Genomic DNA, 20765 nt, shown 5'->3' with positions numbered 1-20765 from the left:
AAACCTGATGGGTATGGGTCTTTTAAATGACTCTTGAAACCATTATGGTGCTTAATTTTCAAACTATGGGCCTCTAGCAGAACTTTAGTTAGCTCTTCACGGTAAAACCAAAGGCCTGGAGACCTCTTTGAAAGCAACAAAAAACCCATCCAGCGAAAGCCGGACGGGTTTCTTCCCTAATCATCCCTCTGAGGCAGCAGGGTTATCGTACACTTCCTGATCCAATTCATCCGTCACTTTGCTGGTGATCAGTCCAGAGGTCATGGCCCCGCTGACATTGACGGCCGTCCGGCCCATATCGATCAGCGGCTCAATGGAGATGAGCAGCCCGGCCAAAGCGATCGGCAGGTCCATAGCCGAAAGGACCAGGATGGCAGCGAAGGTAGCGCCGCCTCCGACACCCGCCACACCAAATGAACTGATAGCGACAATGACAATCAATGTAAAGATAAAGGAAGGTGTCATCGGATTAATCCCCACAGTCGGTGCAATCATGACAGCAAGCATCGCCGGATAGACGCCCGCACAGCCATTTTGTCCGATTGACAATCCGAATGAACCCGAGAAGTTGGCAATTCCCTCCGAAACCCCCATATGCTTTGTTTGTGCATTAATCGTCAAAGGCAGTGTGCCTGCACTTGAACGGGAAGTAAAGGCAAAGGTCAAAACTGGAAAAGCTTTTTTCAGATAGGTTAGCGGATTCAGCCCTGCCATTGTAAGCATGATCAAGTGGATGGCCAGCATGACAATTAAGGCAGCGTAGGACGCGCCGACAAATTTACCGAGCTTTAAAATCGCATCAAAGTCACTGGTTGCTACCGTCTTAGCCATAATGGCAAAGACGCCATATGGAGTCAGGCGCAGAACCAGAGTTACTACCCTCATAACGATAGCGTAGATGGAATCGACGATTTTTTTAAAGAAATCTGCTGCTTCCCTGTCTTTGCGGTATACACCCAGATAGGCGCCCCCTATGAAGGCGGCAAATATGACAACCGCTATAGTGGAGGTGGCACGTTCCCCTGTTAAATCAAGGAATGGGTTAGCCGGAAGAAGCTCCAGGATCCTTTGCGGATAACTCTGGCCTTCCATAGCAGTAGATCGTTCTTCGAGCGCTAGTCCTCGTGAAGTTTCCGCCTCACCCTGCTCGATTTGAATTGCTTCAAGGCCGAATCCCTGGGCTGCTGCAATCCCGACTGCCGCCGCAATGGCCGTTGTCCCGACTAACAAGCCGATAATCAGAAGGGCAATCTTGCCGAGGTTGTTTCCGAGCTTAAGCTTGGTAAAAGCAGAAAGGATCGACACAAAGACGAGAGGCATGACAACCATTTGCAAAAGCTTGATATATCCTATTCCGACAATATTGTACCAATCGATCGACCGGGCCAGGGTTTCATCCGCGGGCTCATATAGCCACTGAAGGATAAACCCGAATAAGATCCCGAGTCCTAAGGCAGCGAACACTCTTTTGGAGAATGACAAGTGTTTTTTCTGCATATAAAAGAGGACTCCCACAATGATAAGAAATGCGGCTAAGTTAGCAAGAAGCGTTAAATTGTCCATTTCCTTCCCTCCCATTTATAAATGATGAATGATGCAAAAGCAGCCGGTTTGGACTGCTGTTACAATCATATGAGGGAAAAGGATAATGTATGTTAGATGCCGGTTGACAAGGGACAGGAAGAAATTTATACAAGCCTTAAACGGAAATTCACTTTGGAAGGTAACGGAATAAGTAGTGCGGTTATGATAAAATGATTAACATACAGAAATATCTTACTGCACTTTATCTTATTTATTCAGAGGGGAATTTCTATGGATATCCTTAGTGTTTTTCTTACGGTCCTTGTGGTTTTGAATATTGCTTTTGCCTCTGTCGTCGTTTTTCTGGAAAGGCGTGATGCCGGGGCAACCTGGGCTTGGCTGATGGTCTTGCTTTTCATCCCGGTGCTTGGGTTCATCATGTATCTGATTTTTGGACAGAACCTCACGCGGAAAAGGTTATTTCAATGGGATGACATTCAAAAAATCGGGATAGAGGAACTGATTGCCAGGCAGGTTGAAGAGATCAAGAGTGATCACTTTTCTTTCAGGGACAGTACAGTGAGTAACAACAAAGAATTGATTTATATGCACCTGATCAACAACGAGGCAGTCCTGACACAAGATAACGAGATCAAGGTTTTCACCCACGGAGAGGATAAATTTGATTCACTGCTGAAAGATATTGAAGCTGCGCGAAACCATATTCACTTTCAATACTACATATTACGAAGAGATGCCCTTGGTAAAAGGATCCTGAGTGCTCTTACGGAAAAAGCAAGGGAGGGGGTAAAAGTCAGGGTTCTATATGACGAGATGGGATCAAGGACACTGAACAAAAGATTCTTCCGTGACCTGATTAAAGCAGGCGGGGAAGTCGAAGTTTTCTTCCCTTCACGCATTCCCTATATCAACCCCCGGCTGAATTATCGGAATCACCGTAAACTTGTGATCATTGATGGTGTCACCGGCTACGTCGGCGGCTTTAACGTGGGCGATGAATACCTTGGGCTGAATCCGCGATTTGGGTATTGGCGGGACACTCACCTGAGAATTGAGGGGAGTGCAGTACTGGCTATGCAGACCAGGTTCATCCTGGATTGGAACCAGGCCTCCGATTCGAGGGATATTGACTTGGAGCACCGGTACTTCCCCGAAGCGAAATTTCGAGGAAATGCCGGAGTTCAGATTGTCACGAGCGGACCTGATTCGGAATGGGAACAAATCAAGAATGGATATATTCGGATGGTGTCTTCGGCAAAAGAATCCATTTACATCCAGACACCTTATTTTATTCCTGATACCAGCCTGCTCGATGCCCTCAGAATTGCTGCCCTTTCCGGAATTGATGTCAGAATCATGATTCCGAATAAGCCTGACCATATGTTTGTCTATTGGGCAACGTTTTCCTATATTGGGGAGATGCTGAAAGCCGGAGCACGGATTTACATCTATGATAATGGCTTCATCCACGCTAAAACGATTGTCGTGGACAGTAAAACCTCTTCGGTCGGAACAGCCAATATCGATGTGCGTAGCTTCCGCTTGAACTTTGAGGTGAATGCGTTCATTTATGATGTTGAATTGTCTAATGAACTTGGAAATGTTTTCTTAAAAGACATTCATCAATCAAGGGAACTGACTATAGAAGAGTATTCTAAGAGGCACCTGTGGATCCGTTTTAAGGAATCGATTTCGAGGCTCTTATCTCCCATCCTATAATAGATCAAAAGGCAGCTTACAATAGCTGCCTTTTGTGCGCTTTACTCCTTTACCGTACTGAAAGGGACAGTCCCTCTCAACACGGTAAAGCATTAAAGTGAGTATATATAGAGAAGGCAGCTTCGGGAAGCTGCCTTCTTCATTAGTTCAGGTATTCTATTACTTTAGGAAATCAGGATCTTCATACGCCGGGTTAGGGTACGTGTAAAATCCTTCTCCAGTTTCTCTGCCCAATTTTCCTTTATCAATAAATTCCGTTTTCAGCATGGATGCCAATTTGGCAAACTCCGGTGAGCCTGTTGCTTCGGCTTTCGCATTTGAGATATTGTAAGCTGTAGTGATTCCGACAATATCCAATATCGCAAATGGACCTTTTGGTGCACCTGTAGCAATCATCCATGTTTTATCGATGGTGTGAGCATCGGATACATCATTGACGAGCAGCATCTGGCCTGCCTCAAGGAAAGGAACCAGCAGGGAATTCAAGATATAACCAGGCTGTTCTTTGTATAGGGGCAGTGCAACCATACCGATGGCCTCGGCAAATTTCAGCAAGTCTTCAAAAACGTTCTTCTCTGTTCCTGGATGTCCCATGACTTCAGCTGTGTTGTTTGTCCAAATTTCATTGGCGAAGTGCAGAGCAAGAAATTTTTCCGGGCGCCCTGTCGCCTCAGCGAATTGGCTCGGCAGCAGAGTGGAAGAGTTGGTGGCAAAGATCGTTTTTGCCGGAGCCGCACTGCCCAGCTTCTCATAAAATTCCGTTTTGATCTTCACCACTTCTGGTACCGCTTCGATTACAAGATCTGCGTCTTCTACTGCTTTTTCCAAATCAGAATAGAATGACATTCTATTAAATGCGCATCTACTTCTTCTTGAGAAGCCCCTAAGTCTTCCTGATAACGCGGCTTCAGGTTCGTGACACGATCCTTCGCCTTCTCAAGTGCTTCATCACTGATGTCATAAACCGATACATTGAATCCGTGAAAGGCTGTCTGGAATGCAATCTGGCTTCCCAGTACTCCGCTTCCGGCAACCGTAATGTTTTTGTAGTTCATAGTACCTCTCCTTTCAAAATTCACCCTTGGATATTTATTACCACATTAGGGTGATGGTAAATCATAAGTTTTATTATACTCCTATAATGGTAATATAATGAAGTAAAACGCTTTCAATACAGGGCTTTTTATCATACAAAACTAAAAAGAACCACAGCCCCAAAAATAACCCGTTCGGTTGAGCGGGAGAAAACATAAAATAACACTGCTATTGGAGGTGGAACTAGCATGCTAATTCGCACCTCCATTTTTTATTGATATGACAACGTTTATAACGGAAAAAGAGCGTTTTAACATACAAATTAGCATATGTTTTAACACCCCTTTTAGCAGTAGTGAATAAATTTATTCACTACTGCTAAAAGGGGTGTTAATTCCAATGTTGAAAGTAATACTGAAGAAAAAAATAGGACCATCCAGGTTGGATGATCCTTTGTTATTTAATTAAAGCCCACGTTTGTTGAACAAGCAATTTGAAGAAAGGTTACTTAATACGCCCCTTACCTGTTAATTGGTAATAGATGGACCTTATCTAGCCTTTTCTTATGAAATTTAAAAAACCTAAAAAACACCAGAAAAAAATAGTCACAATCATTGCGTAAAACCATACAGAACGATACCATACATACTGTAATTCAAGCCAAAAGCTCATTCCGCCTTCTTCTGGAGGTAAAAGGGAATATAGCGACACTTCAATATAGAACATTACAAAGAAAAATAAAAACAAAGGGAGAAATAGAAGATATAATTTATCAAATTTAAACTTCATTAAAACCACCTTTTCAACGGGGACCAAATGTACCAAAACTATAAAATTCTTCAGTAAATCTGCCCTTTAATTGAACAACAGTCCTAATGCGAATGGAAAATTCTGATAACACTAGTTTATCATAAACTATATTATCACGGCAGGATCCATTATATATTCTCTGGAAAAACACTTCCTCACAACAGAAAAAAACAGCCCAAAAGTTTCACCATTTGGGCTGCTATTTTTCATGTTAAAGGATATGCTAAAAAGCATTCTATTTTATTTGTGAATTGCGTTTTTCTCCCTGACAACCGAACGGGTTACCCAAAAAGGACTGCGGTTATATTATTTTTGTATATCATTTCGTGGTTGGTCAACAATAGCCCGGCTTTGCAGAAGAGAGGCCTCCACCTCTTTTGCCAACCCCGCCTTCAAATCGTCTGATCCGTATGCTTTGAACCAAGCAAGTGTATCTTCAATCGTTTCCCTTGGATGCCTGAGAACGAGTCCTTTATTCAAGGAACGTGAATAATCAGCCAAAATAAAACCATCCGGATATTGCTCATTGACCGGAATCCACAATGGAAGCTGTGTAAACGGCGTGATGTCTCTCTCCACTAGAAATGTGTCCTCGACCCACGCAGCTTCTGTGCCTGAAGGAGCTATAAGGGTCAGGTCCTCAACGAATTCCTTCATGCTGTATCCCTGCTTTGGTCCCGTCACGTTATAAGTGCCCGTTTCACCGTCCTCCGCCATGAGAATGATCCACTGGGAAAGGTCACGCACATCGATCCATTGAATAACACGTTCTTTACTTCCGGGAACAAGGACTTCGCCGCCTTCAGAAAATCTTTTCACCCAGTAGGTGAACCGGTCCGTTGTATCATCAGGTCCGACAATTAATCCCGGTCTTATGGTAAGAACCTTCCCGGGAAGGATTTTCTCCAGTCTTTCCTCACATAAGGCTTTTAAGGGGCCATAAGTTTCCCCATTTACTTCTTCGGTGTCCGGGTTGTCCAGACTGCCCGTTTCATCTTCTTCCCGGGCTTCACCACTCTGAAAACTCTTATAAACGGAAATGGATGAAATGAATATGTATCTGCTTACTCGTTCCTTTAACAAGGACGCAGTCTTTTCCACTTTTCCAGGCGTATACCCCGATGTATCTATGACCACATCCCATTCACCCTTTTCCAGCGCCCTTAAGTCACCGCTCTCACGGTCCCCTATTAACTTCTCAGCTTCCGGAAACAAATGCGGATTGGTTTTTCCCCGATTGAACAGCGTCAATTCGTGGCCTTTAGAAAGCGCCGATTGAGCTATATGCTTCCCTAAGAATGACGTTCCCCCCAGTAATAAGATCTTCATCGCTTCTCCTCCTCTACTCTTTCTCATAATCTGTCAGCATCACCTTAAATACAAAAGCTGCATCTGCTGTTTTTACATCATCAGATAATGACCCATCCTCATTGATGGAGAGTCCCTCCAGCTCATTTCCTTTAGATCCAACCCACGATACAAGATAGACGGCTTCATCTTTAGCCAGCTTCCTTTCATCATTGATAAAGGAAGTGAATGATGCTGAATCTATTCCCTCGACATCATGTAAATTTTCTAACAAACCATTGACCATTCCGTTCAAAAAGAAAAGTTCGTTCTCTTGACGGTTAAATCCAAAGGATATCAGGTCTTCGTTGAATTCTTTTTCAACCTGCCCTTTTATATAAACCTGATCTTCTGTTAATACACCATCCTTGTAGATTTCCATGGCAAACTGAAGATCCTCTTCTTCTGCCAGTTTACCGTCTAATTTAAAAAATAGAATGGCATCCACTCCTGTTTTACTGATAAGATTTTGCTCTTCCTCACTTAAAGTGTACGGCTTGATTGAAATATTACTGCTGGTTTTTTCTGAACAAGCACTAAGCAGAACTACTATTAATAATGTGAGTAAAACAGCAGGCCTTTTCATTGATTATCCCCCTATTACTCTTCATCATTTCTACTATACTATTAGAGACGGGGTGCCTTAATTCCTTTTTTAAAATTCGACTCCACCCTGCTTCTGAATAAAATTCAAAACAAAAAGCCGGCTTGAATGCCAGCTTTTCGGTTCTTTATAAAAGATCGTTGATCTGATAGATTTTCCCGTTTTCGATTTCATCGCTCTTTAGTACGTTCACCAGAGCTCCCGCCACTGTTTCTGCGTCACGAAGCTTTCCTTCCTCTTTATAATTCTTGAAAGTTTCGATATCGTTAAAAGCTGACTTGGACGAGGAACGGATGGTTGACTGCATGTCGGTATCCATGATTCCCGGGCTGAAGGCAAATACCCTGTGATGACTTTTCCTATTATCCAATTCCAGTGCTGTCGTCTGGGTGAACATGTTGATTGCTGCTTTGGTGCTGCAATAGATACTCCATCCATGGACCGGACGGCTGCCTGCACCAGAAGAGATATTGGCAATCACCAGCCGTGCATCTGATGTATCAGCTTTATTAAGAAACAAATTGCTGATGATCATTGGTGAGAGCAGGTTTACATTTACATGTGTCTCTGTTTTCTCTACGTCCAGGTTTCCAGCAGTTTCAATGGGATCCACCATTCCGGCGTTATTGATGAGATAGACCTCTTCCCCGCGTTCCTGAAAAACCATTCCGGCAATTTTAGTGAAAACTGACTTTACTTCAGATGGGCTGCCCAGATCACAAGAGTAATGGGTGTATTCTCCACTTCCCTTCTGATCTATTTCCTTTAAGTCTACATTCTCCGAACGTGAAACCGATATGACTTTCAAGCCCTCTGAGAGCAGCTGTTTCGCTGCTGCTGCCCCAAGTCCTTTTGAAGCACCTGTGATAATTGCATAAGCCAAGACGATCACTCCTTTTTTCCTGAGTATATATAATTCGGCTGTGCTGATAAAGCGATGGGCCTTGGAGCTGAAGGAGGATAACCGGTCCCTGATGAAGCAGCAGGAGAATCTCCTTGTCATCAGCCAACTATACTGCCTTTTTTATATACTTTGCCTCTACTTCCTCCGGAGGAAGCGGACGGCTGAAATAATAGCCTTGTATATTGTCACAGCCAAGACTGTGCAGCAAGGATACTTGTTCTTTCATCTCCACCCCCTCGGCGATTACCCCCAGCCCGTTATGCAGGGCAATCGAGAGAATGGTGGAGACCATCGCCGATTGGTCTGCAGTAAGGTCATCAATAAATGACTTATCGATCTTAATAATATCGATCGGCAGTTTGTCCAGATAGCTGAGTGAACTGTACCCTGTTCCAAAATCATCAAGGCTGATTCTGATGCCCAGTTCCTTTAACTGATTCAATTTCTTAATAGTCTCCTTCTCATTGAACATCGTCATACTCTCTGTGATTTCAATTTCAAGAAGTGAAGCTGCGACAGTATGAGCTGCCATGGCATTCTGGAGATTGTTCAAAAAGGCTGGGTTGGCAAACGAACGCTGTGAAATATTGACTGATACCGGAAGTTCTTTCAGCTGGGTCGACTGCCAATATTGAAGTTGTCTGCATGCCTCCCTAACGACCCAGTCCTCCAGCTTCACGATGAGGTTGGTTTGCTCGGCAGCTGGAATGAATAATCCCGGAGAAACCAATCCTTTTACAGGGTGATTCCATCTCACAAGTGCTTCGAAACCGACCAGCTCCATAGCAGAAGAATTGACCTTCGGCTGATAGTACAGGGTTAGTTCGTCTTGTTCAATTGCCCGCTTCAATTCATTTTCAATAATGATTTTTTCGATATTGCTGGTATCCAGATTAATATTTTTATAAACAGCAAAGTTATGAAAAGAGTTATCGGAAATGGAAGCCCTGGCCGTGTCTGCACACTTGATCAGCAGTTCGGGATCTTCCCCATTCTCCGGATATATCGAGATGCCCGCTTTCATTTCCATAAAAATTTCATGTCCCTCGACAAAAAACGGAGTTCCGAGGATGGCTTGAAGTTGTGTGAGTACAGGCTGGATATCCTGATTTCGAGTTGGGACAAGGCAGTAAATTTCATCCCCACCAAACCTAGATACAATACTTTCATTTGGCAGCACAGTCGTCAGTCTCAGGGACAACTCTTTCAGTATCTGATCACCGACCTGAAAACCGAAAACGTCTCTGATGGTCCTTAATCTGCTGTAATCAAGGCTGTAAATGGCAAACGGCACCTGTTCCCTGACAAAATCCTCCACCTCGGAGATGAACTTCCTTCTATTCGGCAATCCGGTATAATCATCGTAGTGGAAAAGATATTCGATAGTATTAGACTGCTTTTTATTTTCTGTAATATCCTTGGTAATCGTATATACCCCATTGATTCCATGACCTGACTCTATCGGCACTCCGGTAATATTGACAATTCGCTGGGTTTTATCTTTTTTGATAATGCTGATTTCTGTTTGCTGGGGCATGCCCTCTTTTGTCATTTCAAATCGCTTCAGTGTTTGCGATAAATGAACCGGGGCAACTATATCCTTTATCGACATAGTGAGAAGTTCCTCCCGTCCATACCCTGTAACTTGTTCTGCAGCAAGGTTGGCAGTCATAAATCGGCCATTCAGATCAAAAGATATGACCGCATCAGGGTTATGGTTAAAGAGGGATTGAAAATGCTGTTCACTCACCTCGACCTTCGAGATATTTTCCTGATTACGCTGTTCACCGAACAAATCGGGCACGATTGACAGCAGCCACACCATTACAATTTCCAGTGCATACGGCAGCATGGATAGATGCAATTCGGGGTTTTCTTCATTGATGACAGGCAATACGGACATGGCTGTCAGATAGGGGATTCCTGCAAGGGCGATACCCGTGGCAAATGATCCTATGATGACCCAAAAATTCGTGTCCACCTTCTCCGTTTCCCTGGTGATCTGCAGAAGGAACCTGAGAGAATAGAAGGAGATCGCCAATGTTAAAATGAAGGTCATCAGAAGCAGGACAGGCTTAACTTCCAATAAGGGAAAAAATAAGATCAACACTGCAGTGTAGTCAGAAGCTAATATGACCAGTGTCAATCCCAGGCCGCCAAGCACGTACCTTCCCATGTCCAATCTTTTATTAACCGCCAGTTTTAGGACGAAATAAGTACCGAATATGCAGCTTAGTAAAAAAGTAACTATGTAGATGAGGAATGGTGTGCTTTCAAAAGGCAGATCCAATGCCAGGACAACGAATAGATTAGTTAGAAAAAAGGTCGTTCCAATAATGACGGCTTTGATTGCATCCGAACGGATAACCCTATTGGTAAGGGATTCTTTCTGTGCCGACTGAATCATCAAAAAACCATTAATAATGGAGAAGAGGATACTCCAGAGAACATAAGGCAGCTGAATTCCATAGCTAGATAACAAAATTTCGCCTCCTGTTTTTAAAATATATGAGTTTTATAGGTATATAGGCTTAACTTTATTTTAAATTATTTTAAACTGCATTGGTAGCTTTATTCATATTCATTTAGGTCTCATTCATATGAGAGTGACCTTCAACATCTATAAGTGATTCGGATACAGAACTCTGTTAAAAGCAGCGCTAATGTACTTCAATTCAGGCTTAGGGTGCGCACCCGCAACCGAGAAATCCACAAATCGTTTAGTACATGAGGAGCTCCCTTTTGTGTTGCTGGGACCCGAGTGGAAGACCTTATCTCCTGGTTTTGGAGATTCCGGATACATGGGTGGTGGTTTTTGAGAGGAGATATGTACTCAGAACGCGGCGCTGGGTACAGGAGTGGTGGGTTTTGAGAGGAGATATGTACTCAGAACGCGGCGCTGGGTACATGAGTGACTGGTTTTGAGGGGAGATATGTACTCAGAACCCAGCGCTGGGTACATGAGTGGTGGGTTTTGAGTGTAGATATGTACTCAGGCAACGCCGCTGGGTACATGAGTGACTGGTTTTGAGGAGAGGTATGTACTCAGAACCCGGCGCTGGGTACATGAGTGACTGGTTTTGAGGGGAGATATGTACTCAGGCTGCGACGCTGGGTACATGAGTGGAGGGTTTTGAGGGGAGATATGTACTCAGAACGCTCCGCTGGGTACATGGGTGGTGGTTTTTGAGAGGAGATATGTATTCAGAACGCGGCGCTGGGTACATGAGTGACTGGTTTTGAGGGAAGATATGTACTCAGGCTGCGACGCTGGGTACATGAGTGGCCGGTTTTAAGGAGAGATATGTACTCAGAACGCGGCGCTGGGTACATGAGTGACTGGTTTCGAGGGGAGATATGTGCTCAGGCTGCGACGCTGGGTACATATGTGGTGATTTTCGAGTGAAGATATGTAGCCAAGCAACGGCGCTGGATACATATGCAGCAGTTTTCGAGTGGAGATATGTACTCAGACCGTGCCGCTGGACACAAAAAAGGTTCCTGGCTTTTACATGCCCAGGAACCTTTTACAATGTTTACTTAAATAAATCTGCTATTGATTGAAATAAATTACGGAAGAAATCGAGTATGCCCTGCAAGAAGCCTTTTCCTTCTTCACCGACCACTTCATCAAGCCTTTTTTTGATATCATTCGAGATATCTTCGAGCTGTCCTTTGACGTTGTCGAAATTGATATCAAGGTTTCTCATCTTGTCGAATAAGTCGATAAGCAGCTGGCGGTCTTCGGGGCTCAATTCGATATTAAGCTTCTGCAACTGCTCGCTCACAATCCGTTCAACATCTTCTTTTGTCGCAGGATTTTGCTCGGCAATTTGTTTTTTGATTTCTGTCAGAAGTTCACTGACCTTTTCCTGGTCCATTCCTTCTTCTTTTGCCAGTTCAGTGGCAATTCCCAATTCTTCATTGGCGACTTCCATTCTGACTGTATCCAGCTTCTCCCCGCTGACTTCATAAGCTTTATAGATACCTGTAAGGGCCGAGTGGCCGCTCACCTTGACTGGGGATGCCACGACGACCGTCGCATCTTCAACTCCAGCCGTCAATAAGGCGTTGGCGTACATTTCATCTGTTACTTCAGTGATATTGCCAGGGGTCGCTCTTTCTATGATAAGGCCTTCGCCTTTCTCTTTTCTCGTGATTTTAGCTGAAGAAAACATCCTCGCATTTCTGTCTTCGCCTTGGATGTAACGCGCCAGGTCTTCGCCTGTAACTGTAATTTCCTCTACCATTTCAGGGTCGTCCACTTCGAGGGCTTTCCTGACTTCTTCTCTTTGTGCTTCAGATAGTGACTCTCCCAATACAACGATGGGAAGACCGAACTTTTCATTTATACTCTCTTTGTTTGTTTCATTATCTGCTGCCATGACTGTACTGCTCGCGAATAGACCAAAAAAGACTGCAAGAATTAAAGCGATCTTACTCCATTGCTTCATCATTCAGATAGTTCTCCTTTTTCCTTAAAAGATAGCTTACAGGAACATCATATCACTTTACTCTAATAATATGTCTACTTTTTTCTTCCATTCATCCTCCAGAATACTCATCTCCCAAAGGTTCCAGTACTCGTCTTCATACCTTTGGACATCGCGTTTCAGCCCTTCTTTTTGGAAGCCCGCCTTCTCGTAGCATTTAATGGCCGAATGGTTGAAATCATAAACACCCAGGCTGACCCGATGGAGATTGAGTTCCTCAAATGCAACCATCAGTATTTCTTTCATCATAGTTTCCCCAACGCCCTTGCCCCGCATGGAGTTGTCCCCGACGAGCACTCGGCAGACTCTCGCCGAATTGTTCTTCGTATCGATGCTCTCCAAAGAAATATGCCCGACGGCTTTTCCAGAAGATTTCTCAACCACTTTATAGATAAGCTTTTCACTATTCTCTTGATTGGCCTTATCGATATGGGAATAAAGGTTCTCCCTGGTAAGCGGATAACCAAATCCCCCGCCGCCCCACTGAATATATTCTTTTTTGCAACCGAACCATCCTATTAACTGCTCAAAATCCTCTTCCGTAAAATACTGTAGTTCAATCATCCTGGCACCGCCTTTTTGCCCATTTATTACCCCATCTGGATACGACTGACACTAAGTGTGTTATTTACGTCCAGCCCCGGGGTCAAATAACCTCAACTGAATAAAAGGAAAAACCCCCTTTTTTCTCTGAGGAACATTTGCCTGTCGGGACTGACCAGGGCGCTTTCGCTTTTGATACGTCCAGCTTCAGCGCCCACCCCCTCGGGGTCAAATAACCCTCAGAGAATAAAAGGAAAGAGCGCCTTTTTTCTCTGAGGAACATTTGCCTGTCGGGGCTGACCAGGGCACTTTCGCTTTTGATACGTCCAGCTTCAGCGCCCACCCCCTCGGGGTCAAATAACCCTCAGAGAATAAAAGGAAAGAGCGCCTTTTTTCTCTGAGGAACATTTGCCTGTCGGGGCTGACCAGGGCGCTTTCGCTTTTGATACGTCCAGCTTCAGCGCCCACCCCCTCGGGGTCAAATAACCTCAACTGAATATAAGGAAAAACCCCCTTTTTTTCTCTGAGGAATGTTTGCCTGTCCGGGCTGACCAGGGCGCTTTCGCTTTTGATACGTCCAGCTTCAGCGCCCACCCCCTCGGGGTCAAATAACCCTCAGAGAATAAAAGGAAAGAGCGCCTTTTTTCTCTGAGGAACATTTGCCTGTCGGGGCTGACCAGGGCGCTTTCGCTTTTGATACGTCCACAGCGATAATTTCATAACTTCCTGGCAAACAACAAAAAAACAAGTCCCCGGAACCGGGAACTTGTTTTATCAATTGACTCATATTAGGCTTTTTGAACGTTTGTCGCTTGAGGACCGCGTTGGCCTTCTTCGATATCGAAAGTTACTTCTTGGCCTTCGTCTAATGATTTGTACCCTTCACCTTGAATTGCTGAGAAGTGTACGAATACATCGTCTCCACCTTCGCGCTCGATGAATCCAAAACCTTTTTCACTGTTGAACCATTTTACTTTACCTTGTTCCATTTTTCGTTTCCTCCTAATGTCTAACAAAACAAAAATTTCGTTATAGTATTTTACTTAATTTATTATACCCAGCAGAATCCGCCTTAAACATCATTTCCCATATTTTTTTAAAAAAATTTTTAACTCACTTGAATTTTAATAAATTTACGTTTTCCTACACCGATAATCAAACCATCTGTAAGGGATACCTCGAGGGCCGGATCTTCCACTTTGCTGCCGCTGATTTTCACTCCTCCGTTAGCAATCATTCGGCGGGCTTCACTTTTCGAAGCGAGCATTTTCAAATCAACAAGAAGCTCAATAACCGGTACAGTCCTGCTCTTTTTCCACTGAACAACAGGGATATCACCCGGCACAGCCCCTTTTTGGAAGATCGCCTTGAACTGCTCTTGAGCTTTTTCAGCCACTTCCTCTCCATGAAACATTCTTACAAGCGTGCTGCCCAAAAGCATTTTTGCATCACGAGGGTGCAGGCCGCCAGCCTCCAAACCTTCCCTGATCTGATTTTTTTCTTCCACCGTCAGATCAGTAGCAAGTTCAAAGTACTTTATCATCAGTTCATCCGGAATGGACATTGTCTTTCCAAACATTTCTTTAGGTTCTTCGTCGATCCCAATGTAGTTGTGTTTCGACTTGGACATTTTCTCCTTGCCATCAAGGCCCTCCAGCAGCGGAAGCATCATAGCGACTTGTTTTTCTTTACCATAATGCTCCTGCAGGCCCCTGCCCATGAGCACATTAAAATGCTGGTCGGTACCACCGAGTTCAACATCACTTTCAAGGACGACGGAATCGTAGCCCTGCATAAGGGGGTAGAAGAATTCATGCAGGGAAATCGGTTTTCCCGTTGATAGTCTTTCGGAAAAATCATTCCGTTCAAGGAGCCTTGCGACAGTGATGCTCCCAGCCAGGTGGATGACATCTTCCAAGTTCAAATTCTTCAGCCACTTTGAGTTATAAAACAATTCCACTTTCTCTTTATCCAGCACTTTCCCGAACTGCTCAAAGTAGGTTTGGGCATTGTGCTTCACCTCTTCATCTGTCAACTGCTTCCTAGCTGCCGACTTGCCGGTAGGATCACCGATTTTCCCAGTGAAATCTCCGATGATCAACTGAACAATATGCCCATTCTCCTGGAATTGTCTCATTTTATTCAACACAACCGTGTGCCCTATATGGACATCAGGAGCAGATGGGTCGAGCCCAAGCTTAATTTTCAATGGTGTATTGGTCTTGATCGATTTTGCGATCTTTTGCTTGAGTTCGGCTTCCGGAATGACTTCCTGCGTTCCGCCGGCATAGATGTCGAATTGCCTCTCTACTTCATTTAACTGGTCTTCATTCAGGTCTTTCATCCAATCTGCCATCCTTGTTCTCCTCCTTTTAAAACTTTTTAAATTGCGGTCGGTTTCGCTGTGCGAACATAGCTCTCATTAAGCACGTTCACTGCATCACGAGCAGGGCACTCTCCTGTTGGACCAGCCGGAAATCCCTTTCCTTTATTGCAGCAATACCCCTAAAAAAGAACAGTTTAAAAACATAAAAAAACCACGTCCCAAAAAAGGGACGTGGTTTATTGCACGCGGTACCACCCTCGTTGAAGATCGCTCTTCCACTCAAAGAAATAACGGATCCACCGTCCTTTGCTACTGAAATTTCACAAAGAAAGCTCGAGGAGGTAATTCACATTCAACTATATACCGGTTTTCACCCTCCACCGGTTCTCTGAGATAGGGAGATGAGCTGCTACTTATTCCTGTCAACGCTGAATTTTAAATTAGAAATATTGTAACGAATCTTCCACTGAAATACAAGAAGTTTTTATTTCATCTTGTCTTTGCGTCTTTTTAAGTAAAGACCCATCAAGAAATAGGTTCCCAATAATAAGACGAGAAATACAGGAAGGGAAAAATAAGACATGCAGACACCTTCTATTTCATATCTCCAAGAGACGGATGAAAGAACATTAGCAAGACCGCAATGATGGGGATGGAGACTATTAAAGCAAGCAGCTTATTTTTATAGTGCATCCGAAGCATCACAAACATAATGATGTTAAAAACAAGAGACCAGCCTACACTCCATCCATTTTCGTATATAAACAATCCTCTTTTGTAAAACAGGAATTCCAGAAAAGTAAAATAGATGATCCAGATCAAGACATATACATATGACTTTTTTCCTTGTGGGTAATAGCGTAAATAGATCATGATGACAATTGGCAGTATAAAAAAAGAAAATGTCAGTTCAATCAGGGTATGGTTCAGCCAATCTACTGTAACGGCCTTATATTTCCACAATGTATGATTGTAGAAAACAAAATTATAAGCGAGGTTGCAGATAAGATAATATTGTACGGTCGGATAATAATCCTGCCAGCGTTTCCAATCCACAAAAACCTTTGCAAAAATGATATAAACAAGCACAACAAGGAGCAAATACATGTTTTCATTCTCCCGTTTTAGTTCCATTCTCTCTCTTTAGCAGGCTTTTTATAACTACAGAACTACTATTTCTTCTTTAAAGCATGCTTTTTCATCAACTCTGCTGCGTTATGGAATGCTACTTTCGGAAATAACCCCTTAAATCACCGAGAAAAATACGGCGGCAGATATACCGAAGCAATACCTTCTACGCCTCTGGTCTTATTAAAAAATAAACCGCGGGTGTTATTGTATAAAGTTGGTAATCCGAATAAGATAAAGATATTGAATAGCTGATGAAATGAGGGGAAACAATGAAAAACTTATTCGCAATTATCATTGCTGTCCTGGTCGTTGGTTCTGTCCTGCTTATTCTCAACGATCATACTTCTTTGTTTGCTTCAGGGAAACGCACCGGGGACAACAGCGTTGCAGTCAATGATAGGGTAAATTCCCTTAAAATTGACGTTCCAAGCAGTAATACAGTAATCATTCCTGAAGAAAGGGATGATGTGAAAGCCGAGCTGAAGGGCAAGGGCAATTTAATCGTCAGCTCAAAAGGCGATGAAATCAAAGTAGAAGTAAAGCGGAAATGGTTCAGCTGGATGTCATTCAACCATGATTCTGAATTGACCGTCTTCATCCCGGAACATTTTGACCGCAGCATGGACATCAATATCGGTTCCGGCAGCCTTGTATTTGAAGGAGAGTCTTCTTCTGAACCGATGGTGCTCGATACATTAAGAACAGATATGAGTTCGGGTAACCTTGAATTAACCGATATAAAAACTGCCAAATTCGTTCATAGCGGTTCATCTGGAAGCCTTATCGTTGACCGGTTTTCTGCCAAGGAGGGAGCCGTGGAAATCAGTTCCGGTGATGTAGAACTGATTGAGTATTCCGGACCGTTGAAAGGAGAGCTTTCTTCCGGGAAGATGGATGTGGAAATGGCTGAATTAAAAGGCGACATCAGCTTTGATCTCAGCTCAGGAAACGTCGACTTGGATCTTCCAGATGACAGCAGCTTCACCCTTACCGGAGAGGCAAGCAGCGGCAACATCTCCAGTGAATTTCCGTTGAAATCCCAAAAGGTGGATGACGGTGATATTTCCGGAACTCATGGTTCTGGTCAATATGACATTGAAATCTCAGTATCCAGCGGGGACGTAAGAATTTATTAGAGACACACTTCATTGCTTTAAAGCGCGAAGAGGGACAGTCCCTCTTCATGCTTTAAAGGGCTAAAGGATTGGCACTCTGCTATCCTTTAGCCACCAAATCTTATTTCCCTTTCATTTCCTTCACTTGCTCCTCATGATTATCGATCCATTCCTGTGCGATGGCTTCGGGATCTTGCCCTTCGTCAATTTTGATGATCATTTCTTCAATATCCGCTGCATCCATTTTCCACTTAGTGAGGAATTCATAGGCTTCTGCGGCATCGTCCTTCAGTTCCTTGTTCGTGATAACATGGACTTCAGAGGTTTGAAAATACTCTTCAGGACTCTCCAGCACTTTCAAATCATAATTAACAAACATAGGATGCGGTCTCCAGCCCAGAAACAACACAGGCTCCTCGTTTTCCATCATCCGCTGTGCCTGTGCAAGCATTCCTCCTTCACTTGAGGCTACATATTCCAAACCCAGCCCAAGTTTATCTATCATCTCTCTTGAAGTGACCGTCATTCCGGCACCTTCTTCAATTCCATACATCTTTCCGCCGAATAGGTCTTCTTTTCCCTTAATATCTTCTACCGAGTCAATTCCCTCTACATAAGTGGGAATAACCCAGCCAAGCTCTCCCTCTTTGTAGCTGACAGCTGTATCTTCCAGCTTATCACCATACTTTTCCATATAGTTGGCATGCATATCCGGCAGCCAGGCATCCATGAATACATCCAAATCTCCCCTTGCAAGGCCTGTGTATACCCCGCCTGCATCTGCTTTCGTTTCGTTGACCGTGTATCCCATGTCTTCAAGAATAAGCTTTGCGACTTTGGTTGGAGGCACCGTACTTGTCCAAGGAGTCACGCCAAAATTGATTGTGATTCCTTCATAATTGCCTCCATTTTGTTCGGCATTATCCTCTCCTTCATCATTAGCGCCTGTACCACAGGCAGTCATCATGAAAGCAGCAAACACCAGGAGGAATCCAATCTTCCATTTTTTCATCGCCAAAAACTCCTGTCCTCATTTTTTCTGACCCAGACCTTGCGTAATGCGATCCAGAATAATAGCGAGTACCACAATTCCTAGACCACCGACTAACCCAAGACGGACGTTCACACTCGAAATTCCAGCCAAAACAGTTGACCCAAGTTTTGGTGCTCCAATCATAGAGGCAATAACGGCCATGGAAAGTGCAAGCATGATCGTTTGGTTGATTCCCGCCATGATAGTGGGAACGGCAACAGGAAGCTGCACCTTTGTAAGCATCTGCCAGGAAGTCGACCCGAACGCTTTGGCTGCCTCTACCATGTCAGCCGTATCAACGTGGATTTACCGCTTCCGGACAAGCCCATGATGACGAAAAACTCGCCTGCCTTCACCTTAAAGGGAGCATTATTCACCCTACGGTCATGCCAGTCTCGTCCAGGATTTTCTCCTTTCCCTGTCCCTCATTTAACCTCTTAAGCCCTTCTTCGGGACTGGAGCGGAAAATTTTCGTACATAAGCATTTCTCTTTTTATATACTCTCTGACATTACTATTTGTCATTTTGACCATTTCATACTTACCGGATGTATATTTCACAAGTGAAAAGGAGGTCTGTTTTCAGGGATACTTCCACGCTAAAAAAGGTACTCATGCAGGCTCTCAATGATGCTTGAAACACTTACAGATTCCTGGGGTTTCTCGGGAACTTCACGAAGGACACCCCCACCTCAAAAATTGACTCTTTGGGGGTCTCTCCAAAAATTACTCAACAAAAAAGGACCCATTCAAGGCCCTTTATCGGTCATCCGCACTGTTCCACGTCTTGCCGTCTGTGGAATTTCTGACAGAGTATCTTTCTGCTGTTGTCAGTTCTTCTGCTGTCACACCCGGCATGACTCCCAACTCTGTATCGATGACATCATTCAGAATGGCAGGGGTATTGGTTTCCCTCAAAACGGACTGCAGTTGTTCTTTCGCTCTATTTCCTTGTCCTCGCTTGACCATTAACTACATCCCCCTTTAGAATTATATTATTTGGGGTTCAACCGCCCTTTTATAGGCTGTCGCCCTCTCCTTTACCTATTCGTTTGATAAAACATTCTCCACTATTCTCCTCCAGCATATCAAAAAGAAGAAATGTCCTTCTTGCTTTATCTCCTTCAGCTGTGATCCTTGGTATTTCTCCTGCAAATAGACTGCAGTCTTCTTTGGCCACATTTTATCCTTCTCTCCATACCAGATATAAGCCGGAAATGGAGGATTCTCCTCCGGAAGATTAAAGGGGACCATCATTGCTCGAAGTTCGGCATATTCGGACCAGCCTTTCGTTCGGTAAGCCTCCCACAACCCTTCAGCTGTTTGTTTTTTCAATTGTCCTTTCAGATCTTCCAGGTTCTTGTCTTCATTCTGCCTGTTCAGCAGCCCTAATAGCATTCTTTCTATACGGCCAGTCCAGATCTTATTGATGTGTTTCAAATACCCCCTGGTAAAAGAAGGGGCTAATCTAAACGTTCTTCGGATAAATTTCCAGCGAGCCGGCAAATACTCTCGGCTTTCTTTGCTTTCCAGAGGAATGGCACTGCCTGCCAATGACAAAGAAGTTACCTTTCGGGGATACTTAGAAGCGAACACTTGCGAGAATAAAGCACCATTTGACCATCCGAAGCAATGAGCCCGTTCGATGCCCAGGTAATCGAGCACTTCATTCACGTCTTCAGCATGGTCGTACATTGTATAATCTTCAAGGAAGCCTGATCCGCCATAGCCGGGCCGGTTCACCATAAGGATAAATATATGATTTTCATCAAGAAATGTTTTATCAAAAAAAATTGAGGAAGCAGCAGATCCCCAGCCATGAAAGTAAAGGAACGGGATTCCAGAAGGGTCACCAATCTTTTTATAAGTGATTTTTCGTCCTGATGAATGTTTGAACATAAAGTTTATGCTGTCCCGCATATTGCTACTCGCCCTCTCATATCCTCGTTTATGTATATATTCCCCTCCGCATCCGCCGTACAAACTGTTCAATCCTAGAGGAGACTAAGTTTATCCCAGTTTACGCTACTTTAGAACCTAGTTCTTAAGACCTCTCTTCTCAATTGAGAAGGTAAATAGATTTAACTGTTTTTACGATTTTATATTGTCAGGTGAGAAGCAAAAAAGTACAATCAATCAGTAAATTTGTTGCAGTTGCCAT

Annotated in this window: 15 protein-coding genes, 3 pseudogenes and 1 other annotated feature; of the genes and pseudogenes, 2 read left to right on the top strand and 16 right to left on the bottom strand. The window is 43.8% G+C overall.

Annotated features, from left to right (window positions below):
* Positions 1-180 precede the first annotated feature (180 nt).
* Positions 181-1563: an L-cystine transporter gene (locus FZC79_RS19150; protein ID WP_148948343.1), complete on the bottom strand. Its 1383-nt coding sequence runs from the start codon at positions 1561-1563 to the stop codon at positions 181-183.
* Between the two features lie 252 nt (positions 1564-1815).
* On the opposite strand from FZC79_RS19150, the gene cls reads away from it, so the two are divergent.
* Positions 1816-3264 carry a cardiolipin synthase gene (gene cls / locus FZC79_RS19145; RefSeq protein ID WP_148948342.1) on the top strand — a complete coding sequence of 483 codons (1449 nt, stop codon included), beginning with the start codon at positions 1816-1818 and terminating at the stop codon, positions 3262-3264.
* A gap of 159 nt (positions 3265-3423) precedes the next feature.
* Here cls and FZC79_RS19140 read toward each other — a convergent pair.
* The 10 genes and pseudogenes from FZC79_RS19140 to FZC79_RS19090 form a co-directional block, all read right to left on the bottom strand.
* Positions 3424-4319, bottom strand: a pseudogene (locus FZC79_RS19140) (3-hydroxyacyl-CoA dehydrogenase).
* A gap of 1096 nt (positions 4320-5415) precedes the next feature.
* Positions 5416-6438, bottom strand: a complete 1023-nt coding sequence (locus FZC79_RS19135) for an NAD-dependent epimerase/dehydratase family protein (protein ID WP_187442890.1) — start codon at positions 6436-6438, stop codon at positions 5416-5418.
* A 13-nt stretch (positions 6439-6451) separates the two neighbouring features.
* The gene (locus FZC79_RS19130) at positions 6452-7042 is read right to left on the bottom strand and encodes a hypothetical protein (protein ID WP_148948340.1); all 591 of its coding nucleotides are present in this window, start codon (positions 7040-7042) and stop codon (positions 6452-6454) included.
* A 145-nt stretch (positions 7043-7187) separates the two neighbouring features.
* Positions 7188-7952, bottom strand: coding sequence for a (S)-benzoin forming benzil reductase (locus FZC79_RS19125; protein WP_252183397.1), 765 nt, complete (start codon positions 7950-7952; stop codon positions 7188-7190).
* 118 nt (positions 7953-8070) lie between these two features.
* The gene (locus FZC79_RS19120) at positions 8071-10446 is read right to left on the bottom strand and encodes a putative bifunctional diguanylate cyclase/phosphodiesterase (protein ID WP_148948338.1); all 2376 of its coding nucleotides are present in this window, start codon (positions 10444-10446) and stop codon (positions 8071-8073) included.
* A 1054-nt stretch (positions 10447-11500) separates the two neighbouring features.
* Positions 11501-12421: a DUF1002 domain-containing protein gene (locus tag FZC79_RS19115; protein WP_148948337.1), complete on the bottom strand. Its 921-nt coding sequence runs from the start codon at positions 12419-12421 to the stop codon at positions 11501-11503.
* Positions 12422-12475: 54 nt separating this feature from the next.
* A complete protein-coding gene (locus FZC79_RS19110) occupies positions 12476-13021 on the bottom strand; it encodes a GNAT family N-acetyltransferase (protein WP_148948336.1) in 546 nt (181 codons plus the stop codon).
* Between the two features lie 767 nt (positions 13022-13788).
* The gene (locus tag FZC79_RS19100; RefSeq protein ID WP_148941401.1) at positions 13789-13989 is read right to left on the bottom strand and encodes a cold-shock protein; all 201 of its coding nucleotides are present in this window, start codon (positions 13987-13989) and stop codon (positions 13789-13791) included.
* A gap of 119 nt (positions 13990-14108) precedes the next feature.
* Positions 14109-15356 carry a tyrosine--tRNA ligase gene (tyrS, locus tag FZC79_RS19095; protein ID WP_148948334.1) on the bottom strand — a complete coding sequence of 416 codons (1248 nt, stop codon included), beginning with the start codon at positions 15354-15356 and terminating at the stop codon, positions 14109-14111.
* 192 nt (positions 15357-15548) lie between these two features.
* Positions 15549-15761: a binding site (T-box leader), on the bottom strand.
* 159 nt (positions 15762-15920) lie between these two features.
* A complete protein-coding gene (locus FZC79_RS19090) occupies positions 15921-16460 on the bottom strand; it encodes a CBO0543 family protein (protein WP_252183396.1) in 540 nt (179 codons plus the stop codon).
* Positions 16461-16726: 266 nt separating this feature from the next.
* On the opposite strand from FZC79_RS19090, the gene liaG reads away from it, so the two are divergent.
* Positions 16727-17593 carry a LiaG family protein gene (gene liaG / locus FZC79_RS19085; protein WP_148948333.1) on the top strand — a complete coding sequence of 289 codons (867 nt, stop codon included), beginning with the start codon at positions 16727-16729 and terminating at the stop codon, positions 17591-17593.
* A gap of 100 nt (positions 17594-17693) precedes the next feature.
* Here liaG and FZC79_RS19080 read toward each other — a convergent pair whose 3' ends face one another.
* The 5 genes and pseudogenes from FZC79_RS19080 to FZC79_RS19060 form a co-directional block, all read right to left on the bottom strand.
* Positions 17694-18584, bottom strand: coding sequence for a glycine betaine ABC transporter substrate-binding protein (locus tag FZC79_RS19080; RefSeq protein ID WP_148948332.1), 891 nt, complete (start codon positions 18582-18584; stop codon positions 17694-17696).
* A gap of 18 nt (positions 18585-18602) precedes the next feature.
* Positions 18603-18896, bottom strand: a pseudogene (locus tag FZC79_RS19075) (ABC transporter permease subunit); the annotation flags it as partial.
* Positions 18893-19074, bottom strand: a pseudogene (locus FZC79_RS23370) (ATP-binding cassette domain-containing protein); the annotation flags it as partial. The pseudogenes FZC79_RS19075 and FZC79_RS23370, both read right to left, overlap by 4 nt.
* A 289-nt stretch (positions 19075-19363) precedes the next feature.
* A complete protein-coding gene (locus FZC79_RS19065; RefSeq protein ID WP_148948331.1) occupies positions 19364-19573 on the bottom strand; it encodes a hypothetical protein in 210 nt (69 codons plus the stop codon).
* A 75-nt stretch (positions 19574-19648) separates the two neighbouring features.
* Positions 19649-20524 carry an alpha/beta fold hydrolase gene (locus FZC79_RS19060; protein WP_148948330.1) on the bottom strand — a complete coding sequence of 292 codons (876 nt, stop codon included), beginning with the start codon at positions 20522-20524 and terminating at the stop codon, positions 19649-19651.
* Between the last annotated feature and the right edge of the window lie 241 nt (positions 20525-20765).

The sequence above is a fragment of the Rossellomorea vietnamensis genome (assembly GCF_008180615.1).
GTDB lineage: Bacteria > Bacillota > Bacilli > Bacillales > Bacillaceae_B > Rossellomorea > Rossellomorea vietnamensis_D.
Note: the sequence above shows the minus strand (reverse complement) of the source record. Positions and strands in the feature narration are given on the sequence as shown.